Consider the following 18208-nt stretch of genomic DNA (forward strand, 5'->3'; position numbering starts at 1 on the left):
ACGAAGCTTTTTGAAAAAAGCTTCACCAAAAACTTTCTATAGTTAAAGAGTGGCCTTGAGTGGCAGCGCTGCAATATCCGCAGGTGGCCCGGCCAGCATGCAGGCAACGCCGGTCGTGCGGTCAACCAGCATGCGGATCTCGACCGGTCCTTCCGCCCCGAACAGGTCGGATGTCACTTCATAGACCGGGCGCAGCGGTGCGTCCTGTGCTGCGTCATGGCGCACCACCTCGGTCATGATGCGGCCAAGGGCACGCTCCAGCCCGTCCATGACACGCGAGGGCGCGAGGCGTGGCCGGTCACTCTCCCCCGTGCAGTGCAGTTCCAGCAGCCGCGCCCATGAGGCCGTGGGAATGAACAGCGGCATGCGCGTGCCATCATTATGCCGCTCCGCATGCATGATGCGCCGCGTATTGGCCAGTTCGATCACATCCACGCGCGGCAGGTCATCGCCAATGCGCGCGGCCACCGTGCGGGGCGCGCCGTCGCTCACAGCGTAACCCCTTCAAAATGCCTGGGCAGCTTGAGAATATCGAGCGAAGACAGCGCCGATGAGACAAAGAAACCCTGGATACGCTCGGGTTTGAGCGCCTTGACGAGTTCAAACTGTTCGCGGTTTTCAACGCCCTCGACCGTGACTTCCATGTTGAACCCCTGCCCCATGTCAATCAGGCTGGACAGCACCATGCAGGCATCGGGGTTGCCCACGATGTTCGCCACCATACTCTGGTCGATCTTAACCTGCGAGAACGGCAGTTCGCGCAGGTGGTTCAGCACCGTGATGCCCTTGCCGAAATTGTCGAGCGCGATGCGGAACCCCGCCCGCGCCAGTTCACGCAGGTTGCGGATGCCCTGCTCCGCGCGGCGGCCATGCAGCATGGCTTCGGTCACTTCCAGCACGAAGCTGTCGGGCGACATGTTGAAGCGCCGCAGCGATTCTTCAAGCTCGCGCTGGTAGTCATCGCGGATCAGGTCCATGCGCGAGAGGTTGATGGCAAGCTGGCGCGGTGGCTGGCCCTTCTCATTCCACATGCACACATCGCGGCGGAACGCCTCGATCATGCGCGGCCCCATCGCCTGGGCGAGGCCCGCATCGGTAAACACGTCGGAGAAGTCTTCCGCCGCAAGCAGCCCGCGCTCGGGGTGCTGCCAGCGCAGCAGTGCCTCGATCTGGTCCACCTCCATCGTGTTGCAGTTCACGATCGGCTGGTAATAGACCTCGAACTGGTTGCGCTCGACCCCGCACCGCGCCTCGCTCAGGATCGAGACACGCGCCTGCGCGCGCTCGCGCAGGTTCTTGGTAAACATCTGCGACTGCTTGCCACCCGCGCGCTTGGCGGCATACATCGCCATGTCGGCGTTTTTCTGCACGTCTTCCATCGTGTCGGTGCCATCAAGCAGCACCGCACCGATGCTGCCCGCGACACTGACGGTCACCGTCTCGATATCGATGGGGCGCTCAAGAATGGCCTGCAGGCGGTCCATGTACCGCTCGAGCGACACATCCTCGAGCGTGCGGTGCAGGATGACGGCAAACTCGTCGCCGCCAAGCCGGCTGACCGGGTCATCGGGGTGGGTAAGTTCGATCAGCCGCGAGGCAATGGCGCGCAGCACGATGTCACCCGCATGGTGGCCGTGCACGTCATTGATCTGCTTGAAGCCATCAAGGTCGAACATGGCAAGTGCCGGATGGGCGGTCATGCCCGGCTCGCGGCAGCGCGCGATCTCATCGGCCAGCGCGGTGTTGAAGCCGCCGCGGTTGAGCAGGCCGGTCAGGGTATCGGTCTCGGCCAGTTCACACAGCCGGTCGCGTGTGTTCATCAGTTCGGTAATCTCGAACCGGCTGGCCACGTAGCCCGTAATCGTGCCCTGCCGGTCGATCTTGGGGATGATGGTGGTCGCCACCCAGTACAGCGACCCGTCCTTGGCGCGGTTGCAGATATTACCGCGCCACAACTGCCCCGCCTTGATGGTGCGATACAGATCCCGGAAGAAATCGGCATCATGATAGCCGGAATTGACGATCCGGTGCGTCGACCCCACCAGTTCCTCACGCGAGTACTGGCTTATCTCGCAGAAGCGGTCATTCACATAGGTGATGACCCCCTCGCTATCCGTAATCGCGACAATCAGGACATTATCAACCAGATCAGCCCAGAAATCCGCATCCTGATGCGTCAGGGCCCGCAGCCGATCATCGTGTTGCAATGCCATGTTCCCGCCTGGAATCCGTAATGAAAAACAAACTGTTATGCTTCATGAACTCAAACCGCCCCCCGTGCATGCCACTGGCAACGCCAGCCTTGCGGGGTGCCGCATGCCGCTCTACGCCGTGGTTGGAATAAGGAACGAGCCACGCGCCTGCCGCTCACGGAACCATTTTTCCAGTTCTGCTGGGGGCAGTGGCCTGGAGAAAAGATAGCCCTGCATCACGTCGCAATGCAATTCTTCCAGCAGGCGCCACTGCTGCTCGGTCTCCACGCCTTCGGTCACCACCGTCATGCCCAGCCGCGAGCCGATGCCGATCACCGCCATGGTCACGGCCTGGGCATTGGTATCATGCTCGAAATCATTGATGAAACTGCGATCGATCTTGATCTCGGTCAGCGGCAGGCGTGTAAGCCGCGAGAGCGAGGAATAGCCGGTGCCAAAATCATCCATTGACAGCCCGACATCAAGCCTGCGGATGGCATGCAGCACCTCCTCGGTCTCGCTGCTGCTGTCCATCATCACGCTCTCGGTTATTTCCACCGTCAGGCGGTCCGGCGTCAGGCCATGGTGCTTGAGCAGGTTGGCGATGTGCTCGGGCAGCCCGCGATTGCGGAAATGCACGGCCGAGAGGTTCACCGCCACGGTGGGCACCCGCACGCCGTCGCGGTCCCACTTCACCATCTGGCTGCATGCTTCCTCAAGCGACCAGCGGCCGATGGCCTCGATCTGGCCGGTCTCCTCCGCCACCGCGATGAAGCGGGAGGGATAGATGTTGCCCAAGGTGGGGTGGTGCCAGCGCGAGAGCGCCTCCACGCCATAAAGCCCGCCGGTCATGGTCTCGACCTGCGGCTGGTAGTTCAGGTTGAGCATGCCCTTGGAGAGCGAATCGCGCAACGCCGAGCCCAGCACCAGCCGGTCCTGCGCCACCTGGTTCTTCTCCTGGCCCGCAAAGCGGAACAGGCCGCGCCCGTCCTCCTTGGCCTGGCGGGTGGCGGCATCGGCATGGCTGAGCAGGGATTCGCTGTCCGGCCCGTTGGCGGGGAAGGTGCTGATGCCAACGCAGCACGAGATGCTGAGCGTGTTCTCGCCCACCTGCAGCGGCTTGGCGATGGCGTTGATCAGGTTCTCGGCAAACTTCTCGGCACGCTCATGCGAGCATTCGGGCACGACGATGATGAACTCGTCACCGCCGGAGCGGCTGACGATATATTCATCCTTGACCAGATGCCGGATGCGGCGGCCGATCTCGATGAGGAAGCGATCCGCATTCACATGGCCAAGCGCGTCGTTGATATCGCGGAATCGGTCGATATCAACCATGAACAGCGAGAACTGGCTGTCACCGCCGCGCATGATCAGGCGCTCGATGATATTGTGCAGCGAGGTGCGGTTGAGCAGCCCGGTCAGGCTGTCGAAGTTGGAAAGCTGGGCAATATGCTGGCGCGTCTCGCCCTGCTCGATGGCCAGCGCACAGAACGGCATGCTGGTCGAGACCACGCGCTGCGCCCAGGCCAGATCGGCATCATTGCCGCGCAGGTAAAGCGCGAACACGCCCATGACCTGCCCCGTGCGCGAGATGATGGTGGACGAACAGCACCGCTCCAGCCCCAGCGAGCGGGCCAGCGAGGCATAGCCATCCCACACCACGGTGTTGCTGGCGGCGGGGTTGGCGCGCAGCGTTTCAAGCTGCTCGGGGGTGAGTTCCATGCTGTCGAGCGCGGCCCGGTACCGCTTGGGCATGGAGGGCGAGGCGCTGACCGAAAGCTTGCGCGAGCGGTCGATCAGCATCAGCGCGCCAACCGCGCCGGGCACGAAACTGTCGACCCGACGGCACAGGAGGTCGCCCACTTCCTGTATGCTCATGTCGGATGCAAGGGCCTGGAGCACGTCATTCTGCAGCACCAGGATCTTGCGCTGGCGGCTGGGCTCGGTCACGTCCTTCATCACGGCGATGTAGTAGATCTTGCCGCAATCACTCACCTGCACGCGCGAGATGGACAGTTCGCCGCACACATACTCACCATTGGCGCGACGGAACTCGACCTCACGCGAGGTGCCGACAATCCGGCCGATTCCGGTCTCGCGGTTGCGGTTGATGTAGTCGTCATGACGGTCGCGCTCGGGTTCGGGCACGAGGCAGCTGACATTGCGGCCCATGACCTCTTCACGCGTCCGGCCCCATATCTTCTCGGCCGCTGCATTGAAGAAGATGATGAGGTTATGCTCATCAATCACGACCATGGGATCAATGGCCTGCTCCATCGCAGAAAGCAGGACATCGGCGCTAATCTTCGGCTGATCCACCGTAAACTCCAGAACATCGGCACGACCAACCGCGCCATGTGAGATCATTTTCCTGACCTGGGCAGGCATCCGCCCGGCGCCATCACGCAGCCAGATTCGATCATGGCCATGCGACAGCAGGCACCGGGCCACTCGGCGTGGAGATCATACTATTATTTATGGCCATGCGGAAACATGACATGCCTCAATCTTGACACAAAGCCGCCAGCGCTTCAGCCGCCGTGGCGTTCAAGATCCTGCGGCAGCATGCCCGCAAGCGGGCGGCAGGCATAGGCGCTGTCCTGCTCGGGCCGGGGCTGGTTCTGGCGCAGTTCGGCGGCACCCGCGGCCACCGCCCGCCATGCCGCCTGCGCCAGCGCCTTGCGGCTGGGAAAGTCGTCGGGGTCAAGTGCCGGGTGCAGCAGCACGGTCGCGCGCATGGAGCGCCATTTGAGCAGCTGCCACACATGCGGGCCGAGTTCCATGTCGCCATACCACGCAAAGACCGGGCGGCGGGCGTGGTTGACCGGCAGGCCCTCGAGTTCGTCATACACCACCGAGACCGGCTGGATGAGCGGCGTCATGCCGGGGCGCGCGGCAATGGCGGCGGCCTCGCTGTCAGGCTCGACCGGCCCCTTGCCCCTGGGCAGGCGCGGCGGCTTGGCAATGGCAAAAAAGGCCGAAAGGAAGGGCAGCACCCGCGAGCCATCCGATGACGTACCTTCGGGGAACAGGATCAGGTTGTCGCCTTCCACCATCAGGCGGTGCAGCATCTCGTCGCGCTCGCGCCCCGTGGTGCTGCGCTGGCGGCTGACGAATATGGTGCGGCCAATGCGCGAGACCAGCCCCATGATGGGCCAGCCCTCGATATCGCCCTTGGCCACGAAATTCGATGGCAGCACCGTGCCGAGCACCGGCACGTCAAGCCATGTGGAATGGTTGGAAACGTAAATGACAGGCCGCTCGCCATTCTGGCGCGCCTTGCGCCCGCCCACGCCACCGGCCCTGCGCCCCACCACGCGGATGCGCAGCGACAGAAGCAGGCACAGCCCGCCCCAGACCATGCGCGTCCAGCGGATCTTGGCGGTGCCGGGCACGAGCAGCAGCACCGCCTCGAACCCGACCGAGAGCGGCACCCACACCGTAATGGCCGCAAGCCGCCCCACGCCGCGCGCGGTCCGGGCATAGTCACGCAGGCGGCCTGAGGGCATGACCGTGGTGGTGGCGATGGCATGCGCCGCCGCCGAGCCCGGGCGGGGCGCGATCACCTGCCGCGAGGCCCGCAGGGCGGATCGGGATATGGCGGGTGACGGGGAGCGGCGCCGGGTCAGGCGGCGGATGAAATCGGCGATCATGCGGCTATCCATAGCCCGCCATCATGGCGCGCGACAATATGGGGCAGACGGGCGGGCAGCCCGGCGTGTCCTGCACGCCACGCCTGTCATGACACGCCCCCCCGCCCGTTGGGCGTGCGGAACAACCGCGCGAAACGCCACCTGTACACTGGACCTTCCTCCCCGACCCGTTCATGCTGGGGGTTGATCCTGGAGGAGAATTGTCCATGCCCGCATGCAGCCGTCGCAGCGCCCTTGCTGCCGCGACCGCCTTCTCGCTCCTTGCCGTCATGGCCCCCGCGCCGCTGCGGGCGGCTGACGAGGTCCTGAACGTGCTGACATGGTGCGACCATGAGGATCCCGAACTGCTCGGCCCCTTCGAGCAGGCCAACAGGGTACACATCCACTTCAAGGACATCGACGGCACCGAGGCTGCCCGCGCCATCCTGCGCCAGGCAAAGGCGGGCGACTGGGATGTGGTGATCATGGAGGAGACAGCCGCCCCGCAGCTTGCCGCAGCAGGGCTGCTCGCACCGCTCGACCCGGCGGATTTCCCCAACACCGACATTCCCCCCGCCATCGCCAGCCCTGCAGGCGGGTCGTATCAGGGGCAACTTTATTCCGTGCCGGAAAAATACGGCTTTCATGCCGTAGCCTTCAACCAGGCCCGCGTATCGGCCGCCGACATGGACGACATCAACGCCCCCTGGCAGCCCCGCTATAACGGGCGCATCGCCATCTATGACAGCTACCTGCCCATCCTGTCCTATGTCGCACTCGCACTCGGGCTCGACCCCGCCCATCTGACCACCGCCGACCTGCCCGCCCTGCACGACAGGCTCGCGGCCCTGCGCGCCAATGCCAGCCTGGTGGGCGATATCGCCACCGTGCAGCAGGCCCTGGCCGACGGGCAGGTGGATATCGTGGTGGGGGGTGGCGGCTGGACCACGGCAGGCGTGGATGAAGGCGGCACCGTGACAACGGCCGATACCCACGCCCCCCAGCCCAGGGCGGACCTGACCTTTACCCTGCCCCGGCAGGGCGGCATCCGCTGGCAGCATGGCATCTCGATTGTCGAGTCCTCGCAGCGTAAGGCGCTGGCGCTGGCATTTGCCAGATACCTGCGCACGCCCGAGGCCCAGGCGCGGCTGGCCACATCATCATGCTACTGGGGCATGCCCGCCAACACGCGCGCCCCGCTTGACGACACCACCCGCACCGCCCTGCACTGGGCGCAGCAGCCCGCCTATATCGCGGCAAGCCACCCCTACCCCGTCGTGGATGACGCGATGGATGCGAAGCTGCGCGCGCTGTGGGCGGATGTGATGAAGGATGCCCCGGCGGCCACTCCGCCTACGCCCCCCACCATGGCCGCACCGCAGCCCGCGGGCGATGCGACCGGCGCGGCCGGGCCGTCGGCTCAGCCGTAATGCCGTAGGGTGGCGGGGCGGCCCAGCACGCGCTCGGCCAGCAGGCCGAAGCCAAAGCCCATGCTGCCCCACAGCACCAGTTGCATGCCCAAGGCCGCCTCACGGAAGTGCCACAGCACCTGTGCGGGGAAATTGTCCGGCACTTCATTGACGGCAGGCAGCGCCCATTGCAGCAGGCCGGCCAGCACCGCAAACGCCACCACGCCGCACAGGCTGGCGTTCCAGTTGCCCAGCCGTGCCGCAAGCCGCCGCCCGGCCAGCACCGCCATGATCAGGGCGCACAGGGAAAAGACCACCATCTCGAAATACGCCATCGTGCGCAGGCCAATCGTTTCGTGATTGCCGACGCCGGGCGGGTTGGCGGGGTATTTGAGGTCAGGCACCAGCACCACGGCCAGAAAGCCCCCCGCCGCGAGCAGCATGGCCAGCATACGCGGCGAAAAACGGCCAATGCGGCCATAGGCGGCGGCAAAGACCAGCGCGAACACCCCGCCATAGGCCGCACCATACATGACAGCCGCCGTCAGCAGCCCCGCCGTGGCCTGCACCGCGCGGCTGACGAGTTCGACCTCGGGCGGTTCACCCGCAGCCGCATCCATCGCGGCTTCATAGCCAATGGCCAGATTGACCTGGGGCTCGCCAAAGACACGGGCAAAGACAAAGGCAAGGCAGGCGGCCACGATACCGGCCAGCATGCCGCGCAGCAGCAGGCGACCGGCCATCAGGCCACGCCCTGGCGCAAAGGAGAGGAAAGAAAGATCATGATGGGTGTGCTCCTGTCGGGAAAGCGCGTCCCGTAACGGAAATGGCAGGCAGGCGCTGTCGGGGAGGTCTGACTTCCGCATGGTCCATGCGGTGCACAGTGGCGCGACCGTGCCGGAATCCCACCGGCTTCCCCCCGCAGCAGGGTGAGTGGCCACTCAATAACGCGCGGGCATGCCAAGTCAATGTCATGGCTGCGCCCCGCAGGGTCATGGCTGCACCCCGCAGGGTCATGGCCGCGCCCCGCAGGCGCGATGGCCGGCCTGACCCGGCCGGAAACTTTTATTATTGGCCCGTGGGGCCTGCGGGCAGCGCCACTTTGGTGGCGTGGCCCTGCGCCGCCTTCCACTGCCTGAGCGCATCGAGGGTCTTGCTCACGTGGCCAGAGGGCGAAAGCGCGCTGTAGGCATAGATCACCTTGCCATCGGGCGCGATGACATAGGAGGTGCGACTCGCACGGTTGAGCAGTGGCAGGCGGCTGTCATACTTGCGCGCGATCTCGCCATGCGGGTCGGCTGCCACGGGGAAGCGGCCATGGCCTTCACTGACCGAGAAACGGTCCAGCGTGGGCATGTCATCGGTGGAAACGCCAATGACCGTGGCGCCGAGCGCCTTGTACTGGTCCATGGCATCGGCAAAGTCATGCGCTTCTATGGTGCAGCCACGGGTGAAGGCGCCGGGGTAGAAATACAGCACCACAGGCCCCTGCCTGAGCGCATCGGCCAGGCGAAAGCTGAACTCGCTGCCATTGCGCGTGGCCTGGGCATCGAACAGCGGGGCCTGGCTGCCTATCGGCAGGGCGGCATGCGCGGGGGAGAAGCAGATGAACCCGGCAAACGCCATGAGCCCCACCAGCGGCAGGCACAGCCCCGGCAGCGCCCCACGCGAACGCCTGTAAAAATACCTCATGTTTCCTCACACCCCGTTACAGAGGCCCATGCCATCATGTGGCAGGCGGCAGAACCTGACAGCCTGAGCCGCCCAGCCTCTGGCACAGTTGCTGCGCAGCATCGTGCGAGAGGCCGGTCAGCCTTGCACGATAGACATGACCACGCCCGGATGCAACGCTTGCGACCTGCGTGCGCACGCCGCTGAGCGAAACCCTGGCCCGTGCCTGCCCCGCCGCGTGCTCCGCCTGCCCTGCCGAGCCAAAGGCCCCTACCTGCACGCTCCAGTCATGCCCGCTGGCCATGCTGATCACCCCGGGGTGCTCGCCCGCAGCCGACATGGGGGCCACGCCCTCCTGCGCGCGGGCGCGCCACGCGGCGCGCACGGCGGAGGCCTCGGGCGAGGGCGTGTCAGGTGCGGCGCCCTTTGGCACGGATGCCAGCAACTGCCGCCCCCGGCTGCGGCTGCCCCGGCTGTTCTGGGCGGCCTGCGCGCGGGCCATGGCGCGCGCCTCGATCAGCAGGTCGGCCTGCGAGCGGTTGACCGGCGAACTCCCCGCGATGCGTGGCCCGATGGCGGCCACGTAGTCGCGCGTTTCCTTGGGCAGGGTGTGGTAGTGATCGACAAAATCATCCAGCCGCCCCGGCCCGCTGTTATAGGCGGCGAGGAAGCCGGGCGAGCCATAGATGTCATACATTTCGCGGATGTAGGCGGTGCCCGCCGTGATGTTGTCATGCGGCTCGAAGGCATCGGGGCCAAGGTTGTAGCGCGCGCGCATCTCGTCATAGGTGGGGGGCATGAGCTGCATCAGGCCCATGGCGCCGGGCAGCGAGGTCACGAACTGCCCGTTGCGGTAAAGCTGGCCACCCGACTCGCGCTGCATCACCTCGCGTATCCACACCGCAGGCACGTCAAAACGCTGCGACGCCTCGGTAACATAGGGACCCCACGGGTCATCGGGCGGGCCGGGGGGGGTGTAGTTGGCATGGGCACGGGCGCGGTAGGACTCGGCCTCGTGGATCATCTGTTCCTCGCTCATGGTGCCCGCGCCATTATGGGCGCAGGCGGCGAGCGCGCCCGCAAGCCCGAGCGCCAGCCAGCGCAGGACGCTGCGGGGCGATGGGCGGAAGGGCCGGCCGGTCGCCCGACTGCCCGCTTCACCGGATGCTGCGTATGCCTGCGCTACTGCCATGTCGTGCCGTGATCCTGCTCATGCCCGCACACCCATGAAGGACGTGCCGACATGGCCCGCCCGGCAGGGAACGGGCGCCGCACCATAACAGCGTGGTTCCGGCTTGTGCAATCCTGCCCTGCCGCCGCCACGCCAGGAAGGCGGCAGGACAGGCATGGCGTGGTTATTCCTCGATATAGGTGGCCGGGTCGCCGCCGGTGCGGTGGGCGGGGGAATCAAGGGTGGCGAGGTCGCGCATGTCCTCATCGGTCAGTTGGAAATCGAACACGCGCAGGTTGGCGCGCATGCGCTCGGGGTGCGCGCTTTTGGGAATGGGCACCGAGCCCGTCTGCACCACCCAGCGCAGCATGACCTGCGCGGGCGTGCGGCCATGGCGCTCGGCCACGCGGGCCAGGGTGGGGTTCTGCAGGATCTCGCCACGCCCCAGCGGGCTCCATGCCTGCGTCAGGATGCCCAGCTTGCCATCGACTGCACGCTGCGCTGCCTGCGCGAAATCGACATGCATCTCGATCTGGTTGACCGCGGGCGTCACCCCTGTTTCGTCCACAAGGCGCTGCAGGTGCTCGGGCAGGAAGTTGGAGACGCCGATGGAGCGCACCCGCCCCTCCTTTTGCAGGCGGATCATCGCCTTCCAGCTTTCCACGTACAGATCCTTGGTGGGCAGCGGCCAGTGGATGAGGTACATATCGATATAGCTCATCTTGAGCCGCTCGAGGCTGGCCTCGAAGGCGCGCAGCGTACTGTCGAAGCCCTGCTCGGCCCCGCGCAGCTTGGTGGTGACAAAGATGTCCTCACGCCCCACGTCAAAGCTGAGCAGGCCGGTGCCCACCCCGCTTTCGTTGCCGTAGCGTGCCGCCGTATCGAACAGGCGGTAGCCTGCCGCGAGCGCCTCGCGCACGGCGGCCTCGGCCTGCGGGTTGTCGAGGGGGTAGGTGCCAAACCCGATCGCGGGGATCTTGCGTCCGTCATTGAGGGTCAGCAGGGGGATGGTGGTCATGGTCGTTCCTTCGCCTGGCGCCCCGGCGTTTTATGGTGCCCCGGCGCAAGGGCGGCAGGGTGGCGACCAGGCCGGGGCAGGACGTGTCGCCGTCTGCCACCCTAACGACATCACGCGGCTTTTGTTTTATGCCCAGTTTTCAGGACTGGGCTGCATGTGGTTCATTATCAGCACCAGACGAGGACCGAATGACCGATACATCCGCCGACCTGCACCACAGCATCCTGACCCTCGACACCCATGTCGATATCCCGTGGCCCGACCGGGGGGACTTCGCCACGGGCAGCCCCTCGCGCCGGGTGGACCTGCCGCGCATGCGCGCAGGCGGCCTGCGGGCGGCGTGCCTCGTGGCCTATGTGGGGCAGGGCGCGTGCGATGCGGACGGGCATGCCGCAGCCTCGGCCCGGGCGCTGGCCATGCTGCGCGTGATCAATGATGCGGGCCGGATCGGGGGCGTGCGCGTGTGCGATACGGCGGCAGGCGTGCGCGCGGCGTATGCGGCCGGTGACATCGCCATCATCCCCGCCGTGGAGAACGGCTACGCGATGGGCGACAACCTCTCGCTGATCGGGCAGTTCCGCGCCCTGGGCGCGCGGTACATGACGCTGACCCATAACGGCCATAACGCGCTGGCCGACTCGGCGCGCCCCATGCACCACCTCAACGACCCCGAAAGCCGGCATGGCGGCCTGTCGGCGCTGGGGCGGGCGGCAATCGCGGAAATGAACCGCACCGGCATGCTTGTCGATGTATCGCACACCGCGCGCGACACCATGATGCAGGCGGTCGAACTCTCGCGCGCGCCGGTCTTTGCCAGCCATTCCTGCGTGCGCGCGCTGTGCGATCACCCCCGCAACCTCGATGATGGCCAGCTCGATGCGCTGCGCGCATGCGGCGGCGTGATCCACATCACCGCGATGGACGCCTTCCTGCGCCCGCGCGACGTGCGCGACATCCGCCCCGTCACGGTGGCGGATTTCGTGGACCATATCGACTACGCCGTGCAGCGAATCGGTATCAAGCATGTCGGAATCTCATCGGATTTCGATGGCGGCGGCGGCATACGCGGCTGGGCCGATGCCTCCGAATCAGGCAATCTCACCGCCGAACTCCTGCGCCGGGGCTATGACCATGCCCAGATCGCGGCCCTGTGGGGCGAAAACTTCCTGCGCCTGCTCGACCAGGCCGATGCGGTCGCGCGCACGACCGCGTGAACGCAAATCCCGCCCGCTCTGGATCAGTCGCGCCCAAACGGGTATATCCTGTGCCGAATTAACGAATACAGGATAAAACATGACCACCAGCACCGACTACAAGGTCAAGGACATCTCGCTTGCCGAGTGGGGCCGCAAGGAAATCTCGATCGCTGAAGGCGAAATGCCGGGCCTGATGGCGCTGCGCGCCGAATATGGCCCCACCCAGCCGCTCAAGGGCGCGCGGATCGCAGGCTGCCTGCACATGACGATCCAGACCGCCGTGCTGATCGAGACCCTGACCGCGCTCGGCGCCGAGGTGCGCTGGTCGTCGTGCAACATCTTCTCGACCCAGGACCAGGCCGCCGCCGCCATCGCCGCCACCGGCGTGCCCGTGTTCGCCTGGAAGGGCCTGACGGAAGACGAGTTCAACTGGTGCATCGAGCAGACCATCCATGGGCCGGATGGCTGGACGCCCAACATGATCCTCGATGATGGCGGCGACCTGACCGTCATGATGCACGACAAGTATCCCGAACTGCTGAAAAACGTGCGCGGCCTGTCCGAGGAAACCACCACCGGCGTGCACCGCCTGTGGGAGATGGAAAAGAAGGGCACGCTCAAGGTCCCGGCCATCAACGTCAATGACAGCGTGACCAAGTCGAAGTTCGACAACCTGTATGGCTGCCGCGAGAGCCTGGTCGACGCCATCCGCCGTGGCACGGACGTGATGATGGCGGGCAAGGTGGCCGTGGTGGCCGGTTATGGCGACGTGGGCAAGGGCTCGGCCGCATCGCTGCGCAACGCGGGCTGCCGCGTGCTGGTGACCGAGGTTGACCCCATCTGCGCGCTGCAGGCCGCGATGGAAGGCTACGAGGTCGTGACGATGGAAGAGGCCGCGCCGCGCGGCGACATCTTCGTCACCGCCACGGGCAATATCGACATCATCACCATCGAGCACATGCGCGAGATGAAGCACCGCGCCATCGTGTGCAACATCGGGCATTTCGATTCCGAGATCCAGATCAATGCCCTGCGCAACTACACGTGGGACAACATCAAGCCGCAGGTCGACGAGGTCGTCTTCCCCGACGGCAAGCGCCTGATCGTGCTGTCCGAAGGCCGTCTGGTGAACCTTGGCAACGCCACGGGCCACCCTTCGTTCGTCATGTCCGCGTCGTTCACCAACCAGACGCTGGCACAGCTTGAGCTGTGGCAGGCACCCGAGGGCAAGTACAAGAACAAGGTCTACACCCTGCCCAAGCACCTTGATGAGAAGGTGGCCTTCCTGCACCTGGCCAAGGTCGGGGCCCACCTGTCGCGCATGACGGACGAGCAGGCGAAATACATTGACGTGCCGGTCAACGGCCCGTTCAAGAACAAGGACTACCGCTACTGAGGGCCAGCCACACGGCCTGAAAGGCCCGGCACCTGCCGGGCCAACTTGATGGAGTTGAAAGAGACCATGAGCATTTTCGGTACGATCCTGTCCAAGATTTTTGGCAGCCACACCGCTGCTGCCGCCACCCCCGCGGCAGCGCCCGCAGCCGCTGCGACCGCCGCTGCTGCGCCTGCAGCAGCACCTGCAGCCCCCGCCCAGCCGGTTGACGTGGATGCCGTGCTGAGCGCGCTGGCCGCCAAGAACCCCGAGAAGCTGAACTGGCAGACCTCGATCGTTGACCTGATGAAGCTGCTCGGCCTGGACAGCTCGCTTGCCGCGCGCAAGGAACTGGCCACCGAACTGCACTACAGCGGCGACATGAATGATTCCGCTTCCATGAATGTCTGGCTGATCAAGCAGGTCATGCAGAAGCTTGCGGCGAATGGCGGCAAGGTCTCCCCCGACCTGATGAAATAAGGCGCGGTTGCCTGGAGCGGGCGGACGTGTGGCCTGTGGCCGCCGCCCGCCCGTTTTCATGTCAGCCACCGCCCGGACACGACAGCCGCAGCAGGCGGCATGATGGAGGGACAAGCGATGGAAACCGTTCCCGACTTTCCCGCAACGGACACCGCCGCCGTGCCGGTGGAGGGCAGGCCGCCCGCCACATCCATCTCGAACGGGCTGGTCTGGGCCATTGGCTGCCAGTCCGGCCACCGCCCCGTGCGCCTCAATGATGAACAGATCACGCGCGCGCTTGAAGGCGGCTCGCCCACTACCCCCGATTCTTGGGTCTGGCTGCATTACGACATCGTCCATACCGCCAGCCGCGCCCATATCCAGGCCATACCCTGCCTGCCCGAGGAAGTGCGCCTGGCCCTGGGTAGCACAGACCGCGGCACCAATGTCGAGGCGGAAGGCGACATCGTGTACGGTGCCCTGCCCGGCTTTGATGATGCCATGTCGGAGGATGACAAGAACCTCTCCGCCTGGCGCTTTGCCGTGCTGCCCGACCTGCTCATCACCACGCGCCGCCAGCCGGTGCCAGCACTTGGCGTGGTGTACCGCGCGCTGCAACGCAATGAATCCTTTGATTCGCCAGCCGAGGTCGTGGACCACACGCTGCTGGAATTCGCCGATACCGTGCGGCGCAACATCGCCATGCTCGATGACCAGCTCGACCGCGCCGAGGACCTGCTGCTGACGCTGGACCAGCACACCGATTTCGGGCGCATCAGCGGGCTGATCGGCCGCGTGCGCCGCCGCTCGACCGAATTGCGGCGCGTGATCTCGCCGGTGGACCGCATCTTCCACAACGAAGACCTTGAACTGCCCGAATGGGCGGAAGATGACATACGCGACCGCTCGCAGCGCCAGATCCACGCAGCCCTTGATGACCTTCTCGCACTCCAGGACCGCGCGCGCTCGCTGCAAGATGAACTGGCATCAGGCCAGGCAGAGGAAACCAACCGCCGCCTTTACACCGTCTCCATCGTGACCACGCTCATGCTGCCCGCCACCTTCGTGACCGGCTTCTTTGGCATGAATACCGGTGGCATGTTCCTGGCATCGGGGGGCATGGGCACGGTGGAAGCGGGCGGGATCTGCTTCATCTTCATGATGATTACCTGGTTCCTGCTCAAGGTCATGAAGCTGCTGTAACTTTATGGCCCGCAGGCCGGGCTTCAGCCTGCGGTATCGTCCTCGCCATCATGCTGGGGCAGGGTCAGCGGATCGGGCAGGTCGGTGGGGATGGGACCTGGCCGGGGCGGTTTCGTGGCATCCGGGTCCGGCTGGGCCTCGGGCGGTGAACTGACGCCCGGGGCCGGGTAGCGTGCGCCCCCACCGTCTTTGCCGCCGGATTCCCCTTGCGTGTCATGAGGGTCGTCATGTGTCATGGCCTGATCCTTCCACGCCATCCCAACGCGCGGGCAGGGGGCCGGTTGCGCGCCCCGCGGCACAATGACCCGCCTGCCCCAAGGGGGCGCCTTTTCAGGACATGTCCGGGCGCATCGCCTTCGCGGAAAAAAGCGATGCCATCACCCGCCCGCTTTCCATCAGGCGGCAGAGGGCTATCAGGCACATGCCTTGCTGATGGCGGCGAGAAGATGGTCCACATCCCCCTCCGTTGTCAGGAAGCTGGTCACAAAGCGCACGACCGGCTGGCCGACCGCATCCTGACCGACGGTGTGGAAGGCAAACCCCTGCGCGCGCAGCGCCTGCACACAGGCGGCGGGCAGGGCGACGAACATGATGTTGGCCTCGACCTTGTGAAGGATCGTGACCTGTTCCTGCCGCGCCAGGCCATCGTGCAACCGCCTGGCCACGGCATTGGCATTGCGTGCATTGTGCCGCCACAGGTCATTGGCAAGGTGTGCGACGACCTGCGCCGAGACAAAGCGCTGCTTGGCCATCATATGCCCGGCACGCTTGACGTAGCGCCTGAAGTTTTCCGCCCTGTCGGGGTTGAAGAACACGACGACCTCCCCGCAGATGGTGCCGTTCTTGCTGGTACCCAGCGACAGCACATCCACTCCTGCCCGCCACGACATATCCGCCGGCGTGCAGCCCAGCGTCACCAGCGCATTGGCAAAACGGGCACCATCCATGTGCACCGTCATGCCCCGTTCATGCGCAAGGCGGGTCAGCGCCGCGATTTCATCCAGCGTATAGACCGTACCCCGTTCCGTAACCTGTGTCAGGCTCAGTACCGCCGGCACCGTGGTATCCGTGTTGGAAGCGGGATAGGCGGCCAGCAGGGCGGCCAGCGCATCCGCCGTCATCTTGCCTGATTGCGCCGCAACCGGAAGCATTTTCGACCCGTTGGTAAAGAACTCGGGCGCACCGCATTCCGCCCGCAGGATATGCGCGCCTTCCGAACAGGCAATCCCGCCATAGGGCGGCGTGGAAGCGGCAATAGGCAGGCAGTTGGCGGCCGTGCCCGAAATGATGGGGAATGCCGAAACCTTCGTCCCGAAAAAGTCGCCCACCACCTGGTCCAGGCTACGGGTCATGTCATCATGGCCATAGGCCCCGGCAGGCCCCTTGTTGGCCGCGTGCAGGGCCTCAAGGATCTCGGGGTTGACCCCCATGCGGTTGTCACTGGAAAAATCCATATTGCAGGTCATCATGCTTCCTCGGGAAACGTGTTGTGCGGCTGGACCGGACGGCCAAGGATACCGACCAGAACAGACATTCCGTAGATACTGGCAGCCGTACGGGCCATGTCAAAGAAATGATCCACGCCCAGCAGCAGCAATATGCCTTCGGGCGGCAGGCCGAATGTGGGCAGGACATTGCCCAGGATTATGATCGCGCCGCGCGGCACGATCGCCATGCCCTTTGAACTGATGAACAGGAAGCCGAGGATATAGCATAATGTCAGGAAACCCAGGTGGATGCCGTAGGCATCGGCGATCAGCACGACACTGAAGGACTGGAACATCATCGCCCCGTCCATGTTGAAGCTGTAGCACAGGGGAAGCAGGAACCCCGATACTTCGCGGTCGATGCCGAATTCTTCCAGGTTTTCGATCAGTTCAGAATAGGCGGCCTCGGAACTGCCTGTTGAAAAGGCCAGGATCAGCGCCTGGACGACATTGCGCGACAGGCGGAAGACATCCCGCCCCATGCAGAAAAATCCCGCGCAGAACCATGCCAGCACCAAAAGCATGATCGCCACGTAGAATTCCATGATGATATAGAAATAGGATATGACAAGCTGGTACCCCGAACGGGCCGCGACCATTGCCGTCGAGGCAAAGACCACCAGCGGTATTGATTTCATGATTATTTCAGTAACCCGCAACATGATGTTAAAAAATTCGTTGCAGGCCTGCAAGATGACCGTTGTGGTATTTTTATAGCGCGAGACCAGCCCCAGCCCGAACAGGAGCGAGAACGCAGTCACCTGCATGATCTCGTTACGCGCCATGGCGTCGATGATGCTTGAGGGGATGATATGGGCGACCTGCTCGGCCAGGCTGATGGTCGGAATATCCATTTTCTCATGCGACAGGCCGATCTGCGATGACAGCAACCGCCCGGGATGAAAGAATTCCGATGTAACGATACCAATGAGCAGCGATATGAGGGACGCACAGACAATCCATACCGCCAGCGTGCCGACCAGTCGCCCTACCCCCTTGTGCTGCGCCAGGTTGCCAAGGCCGGAAATAAGCCCCGCCATGACCAGCGGCACGATGATCATTTTTACAACCCGTATGAACAGGCCCAGTATGTATTGTGTGCTGGCAACAGTATATGCCTGTAGGGGCCCTCCGCACATATTGCATATTATGCCGAAGACAAGCCCAAGGACGAGCATGAGAACAATGAAAAGGCTTTTCCTGTATCGTCCGAAAGCAGGGCTTTTACGGTCAGTCATACAATAATACTTCCAATGCATTACTTGACAGGAAAATAGGCACGGTCGCACCCTGATGCGGTCAATGAACCTGACCCGGCGCGCAACAGGGGCAGACCGCACGCCTTGCCGGGACAGCAGCCCGATTTATGTTTTGTATTGGTAACAAATTGGG

The 18208-nt window shown here is 64.5% G+C and carries 16 protein-coding genes; 5 read left to right on the plus strand and 11 right to left on the minus strand.

Annotated features, from left to right (window positions below):
* Positions 1–42: 42 nt before the first annotated feature.
* The 4 genes from HNW77_RS03770 to HNW77_RS03785 all read right to left on the minus strand — a co-directional run bounded on the left by HNW77_RS03770 (position 43) and on the right by HNW77_RS03785 (position 5848).
* Complete coding sequence (locus HNW77_RS03770) at positions 43–492, minus strand: hypothetical protein (protein ID WP_172155532.1); 450 nt, start codon at positions 490–492, stop codon at positions 43–45.
* On the minus strand, positions 489–2213 hold the full coding sequence (locus tag HNW77_RS03775; RefSeq protein WP_172155534.1) for a putative bifunctional diguanylate cyclase/phosphodiesterase: 1725 nt from the start codon (positions 2211–2213) through the stop codon (positions 489–491). Before HNW77_RS03775 ends, HNW77_RS03770 begins: the two co-directional genes overlap by 4 nt.
* 111 nt (positions 2214–2324) lie before the next feature.
* Entirely contained in the window at positions 2325–4562 is a 2238-nt protein-coding gene (locus tag HNW77_RS03780) for an EAL domain-containing protein (RefSeq protein WP_172155536.1), read from the minus strand.
* 164 nt (positions 4563–4726) lie between these two features.
* Complete coding sequence (locus tag HNW77_RS03785) at positions 4727–5848, minus strand: lysophospholipid acyltransferase family protein (RefSeq protein ID WP_241694277.1); 1122 nt, start codon at positions 5846–5848, stop codon at positions 4727–4729.
* Positions 5849–6054: 206 nt separating this feature from the next.
* Between HNW77_RS03785 and HNW77_RS03790 the strand changes: the two genes are divergently transcribed.
* Positions 6055–7257 carry an ABC transporter substrate-binding protein gene (locus HNW77_RS03790; protein WP_172155540.1) on the plus strand — a complete coding sequence of 401 codons (1203 nt, stop codon included), beginning with the start codon at positions 6055–6057 and terminating at the stop codon, positions 7255–7257.
* On the opposite strand, the gene HNW77_RS03795 is transcribed toward HNW77_RS03790, so the two are convergent.
* The 4 genes from HNW77_RS03795 to HNW77_RS03810 all read right to left on the minus strand — a co-directional run bounded on the left by HNW77_RS03795 (position 7248) and on the right by HNW77_RS03810 (position 11096).
* Complete coding sequence (locus HNW77_RS03795; RefSeq protein ID WP_172155542.1) at positions 7248–7979, minus strand: CbtA family protein; 732 nt, start codon at positions 7977–7979, stop codon at positions 7248–7250. The two genes, HNW77_RS03790 and HNW77_RS03795, sit on opposite strands and share 10 nt — an antisense overlap.
* A 325-nt stretch (positions 7980–8304) precedes the next feature.
* The gene (locus HNW77_RS03800; RefSeq protein WP_172155544.1) at positions 8305–8928 is read right to left on the minus strand and encodes a peroxiredoxin; all 624 of its coding nucleotides are present in this window, start codon (positions 8926–8928) and stop codon (positions 8305–8307) included.
* Between the two features lie 34 nt (positions 8929–8962).
* The gene (locus HNW77_RS03805; protein ID WP_172155546.1) at positions 8963–10099 is read right to left on the minus strand and encodes a lytic transglycosylase domain-containing protein; all 1137 of its coding nucleotides are present in this window, start codon (positions 10097–10099) and stop codon (positions 8963–8965) included.
* A 163-nt stretch (positions 10100–10262) separates the two neighbouring features.
* On the minus strand, positions 10263–11096 hold the full coding sequence (locus HNW77_RS03810; protein WP_172155548.1) for an aldo/keto reductase: 834 nt from the start codon (positions 11094–11096) through the stop codon (positions 10263–10265).
* A gap of 188 nt (positions 11097–11284) precedes the next feature.
* On the opposite strand from HNW77_RS03810, the gene HNW77_RS03815 reads away from it, so the two are divergent.
* The 4 genes from HNW77_RS03815 (at position 11285) to HNW77_RS03830 (ending at position 15329) form a co-directional block, all read left to right on the plus strand.
* Entirely contained in the window at positions 11285–12310 is a 1026-nt protein-coding gene (locus HNW77_RS03815; RefSeq protein ID WP_172155549.1) for a dipeptidase, read from the plus strand.
* A 79-nt stretch (positions 12311–12389) separates the two neighbouring features.
* The gene (gene ahcY, locus HNW77_RS03820; RefSeq protein WP_172155551.1) at positions 12390–13688 is read left to right on the plus strand and encodes an adenosylhomocysteinase; all 1299 of its coding nucleotides are present in this window, start codon (positions 12390–12392) and stop codon (positions 13686–13688) included.
* Positions 13689–13754: 66 nt separating this feature from the next.
* Complete coding sequence (locus tag HNW77_RS03825; protein ID WP_172155553.1) at positions 13755–14147, plus strand: DUF3597 domain-containing protein; 393 nt, start codon at positions 13755–13757, stop codon at positions 14145–14147.
* Positions 14148–14264: 117 nt separating this feature from the next.
* Complete coding sequence (locus HNW77_RS03830; protein ID WP_187353161.1) at positions 14265–15329, plus strand: transporter; 1065 nt, start codon at positions 14265–14267, stop codon at positions 15327–15329.
* Between the two features lie 23 nt (positions 15330–15352).
* Here the strand turns inward: HNW77_RS03830 and HNW77_RS03835 are convergent, their stop codons facing one another.
* The 3 genes from HNW77_RS03835 to HNW77_RS03845 all read right to left on the minus strand — a co-directional run bounded on the left by HNW77_RS03835 (position 15353) and on the right by HNW77_RS03845 (position 18075).
* Positions 15353–15565, minus strand: a complete 213-nt coding sequence (locus HNW77_RS03835; RefSeq protein WP_172155501.1) for a hypothetical protein — start codon at positions 15563–15565, stop codon at positions 15353–15355.
* A gap of 177 nt (positions 15566–15742) precedes the next feature.
* Positions 15743–16798, minus strand: a complete 1056-nt coding sequence (locus HNW77_RS03840) for a threonine aldolase family protein (protein ID WP_172155555.1) — start codon at positions 16796–16798, stop codon at positions 15743–15745.
* Positions 16795–18075, minus strand: coding sequence for a dicarboxylate/amino acid:cation symporter (locus HNW77_RS03845; protein WP_338033766.1), 1281 nt, complete (start codon positions 18073–18075; stop codon positions 16795–16797). Before HNW77_RS03845 ends, HNW77_RS03840 begins: the two co-directional genes overlap by 4 nt.
* Between the last annotated feature and the right edge of the window lie 133 nt (positions 18076–18208).

It is taken from the genome of Komagataeibacter melomenusus (assembly GCF_013155395.1).
Taxonomy (GTDB): Bacteria; Pseudomonadota; Alphaproteobacteria; order Acetobacterales; family Acetobacteraceae; genus Komagataeibacter; species Komagataeibacter melomenusus.

Bases quoted from the DNA above. Each gene is read 5' to 3' on its own strand.
- HNW77_RS03775 (WP_172155534.1), bottom strand. From the start codon at position 2,213: ATGGCATTGCAACACGATGATCGGCTGCGGGCCCTGACGCATCAGGAT.
- HNW77_RS03780 (WP_172155536.1), bottom strand. From the start codon at position 4,562: ATGATCTCACATGGCGCGGTTGGTCGTGCCGATGTTCTGGAGTTTACG.
- HNW77_RS03785 (WP_241694277.1), bottom strand. From the start codon at position 5,848: ATGATCGCCGATTTCATCCGCCGCCTGACCCGGCGCCGCTCCCCGTCA.
- HNW77_RS03790 (WP_172155540.1), top strand. From the start codon at position 6,055: ATGCCCGCATGCAGCCGTCGCAGCGCCCTTGCTGCCGCGACCGCCTTC.
- HNW77_RS03795 (WP_172155542.1), bottom strand. From the start codon at position 7,979: ATGGCCGGTCGCCTGCTGCTGCGCGGCATGCTGGCCGGTATCGTGGCC.
- HNW77_RS03800 (WP_172155544.1), bottom strand. From the start codon at position 8,928: ATGAGGTATTTTTACAGGCGTTCGCGTGGGGCGCTGCCGGGGCTGTGC.
- HNW77_RS03805 (WP_172155546.1), bottom strand. From the start codon at position 10,099: ATGGCAGTAGCGCAGGCATACGCAGCATCCGGTGAAGCGGGCAGTCGG.
- HNW77_RS03810 (WP_172155548.1), bottom strand. From the start codon at position 11,096: ATGACCACCATCCCCCTGCTGACCCTCAATGACGGACGCAAGATCCCC.
- HNW77_RS03815 (WP_172155549.1), top strand. From the start codon at position 11,285: ATGACCGATACATCCGCCGACCTGCACCACAGCATCCTGACCCTCGAC.
- ahcY (WP_172155551.1), top strand. From the start codon at position 12,390: ATGACCACCAGCACCGACTACAAGGTCAAGGACATCTCGCTTGCCGAG.
- HNW77_RS03825 (WP_172155553.1), top strand. From the start codon at position 13,755: ATGAGCATTTTCGGTACGATCCTGTCCAAGATTTTTGGCAGCCACACC.
- HNW77_RS03830 (WP_187353161.1), top strand. From the start codon at position 14,265: ATGGAAACCGTTCCCGACTTTCCCGCAACGGACACCGCCGCCGTGCCG.
- HNW77_RS03835 (WP_172155501.1), bottom strand. From the start codon at position 15,565: ATGACACATGACGACCCTCATGACACGCAAGGGGAATCCGGCGGCAAA.
- HNW77_RS03840 (WP_172155555.1), bottom strand. From the start codon at position 16,798: ATGATGACCTGCAATATGGATTTTTCCAGTGACAACCGCATGGGGGTC.
- HNW77_RS03845 (WP_338033766.1), bottom strand. From the start codon at position 18,075: ATGCATTGGAAGTATTATTGTATGACTGACCGTAAAAGCCCTGCTTTC.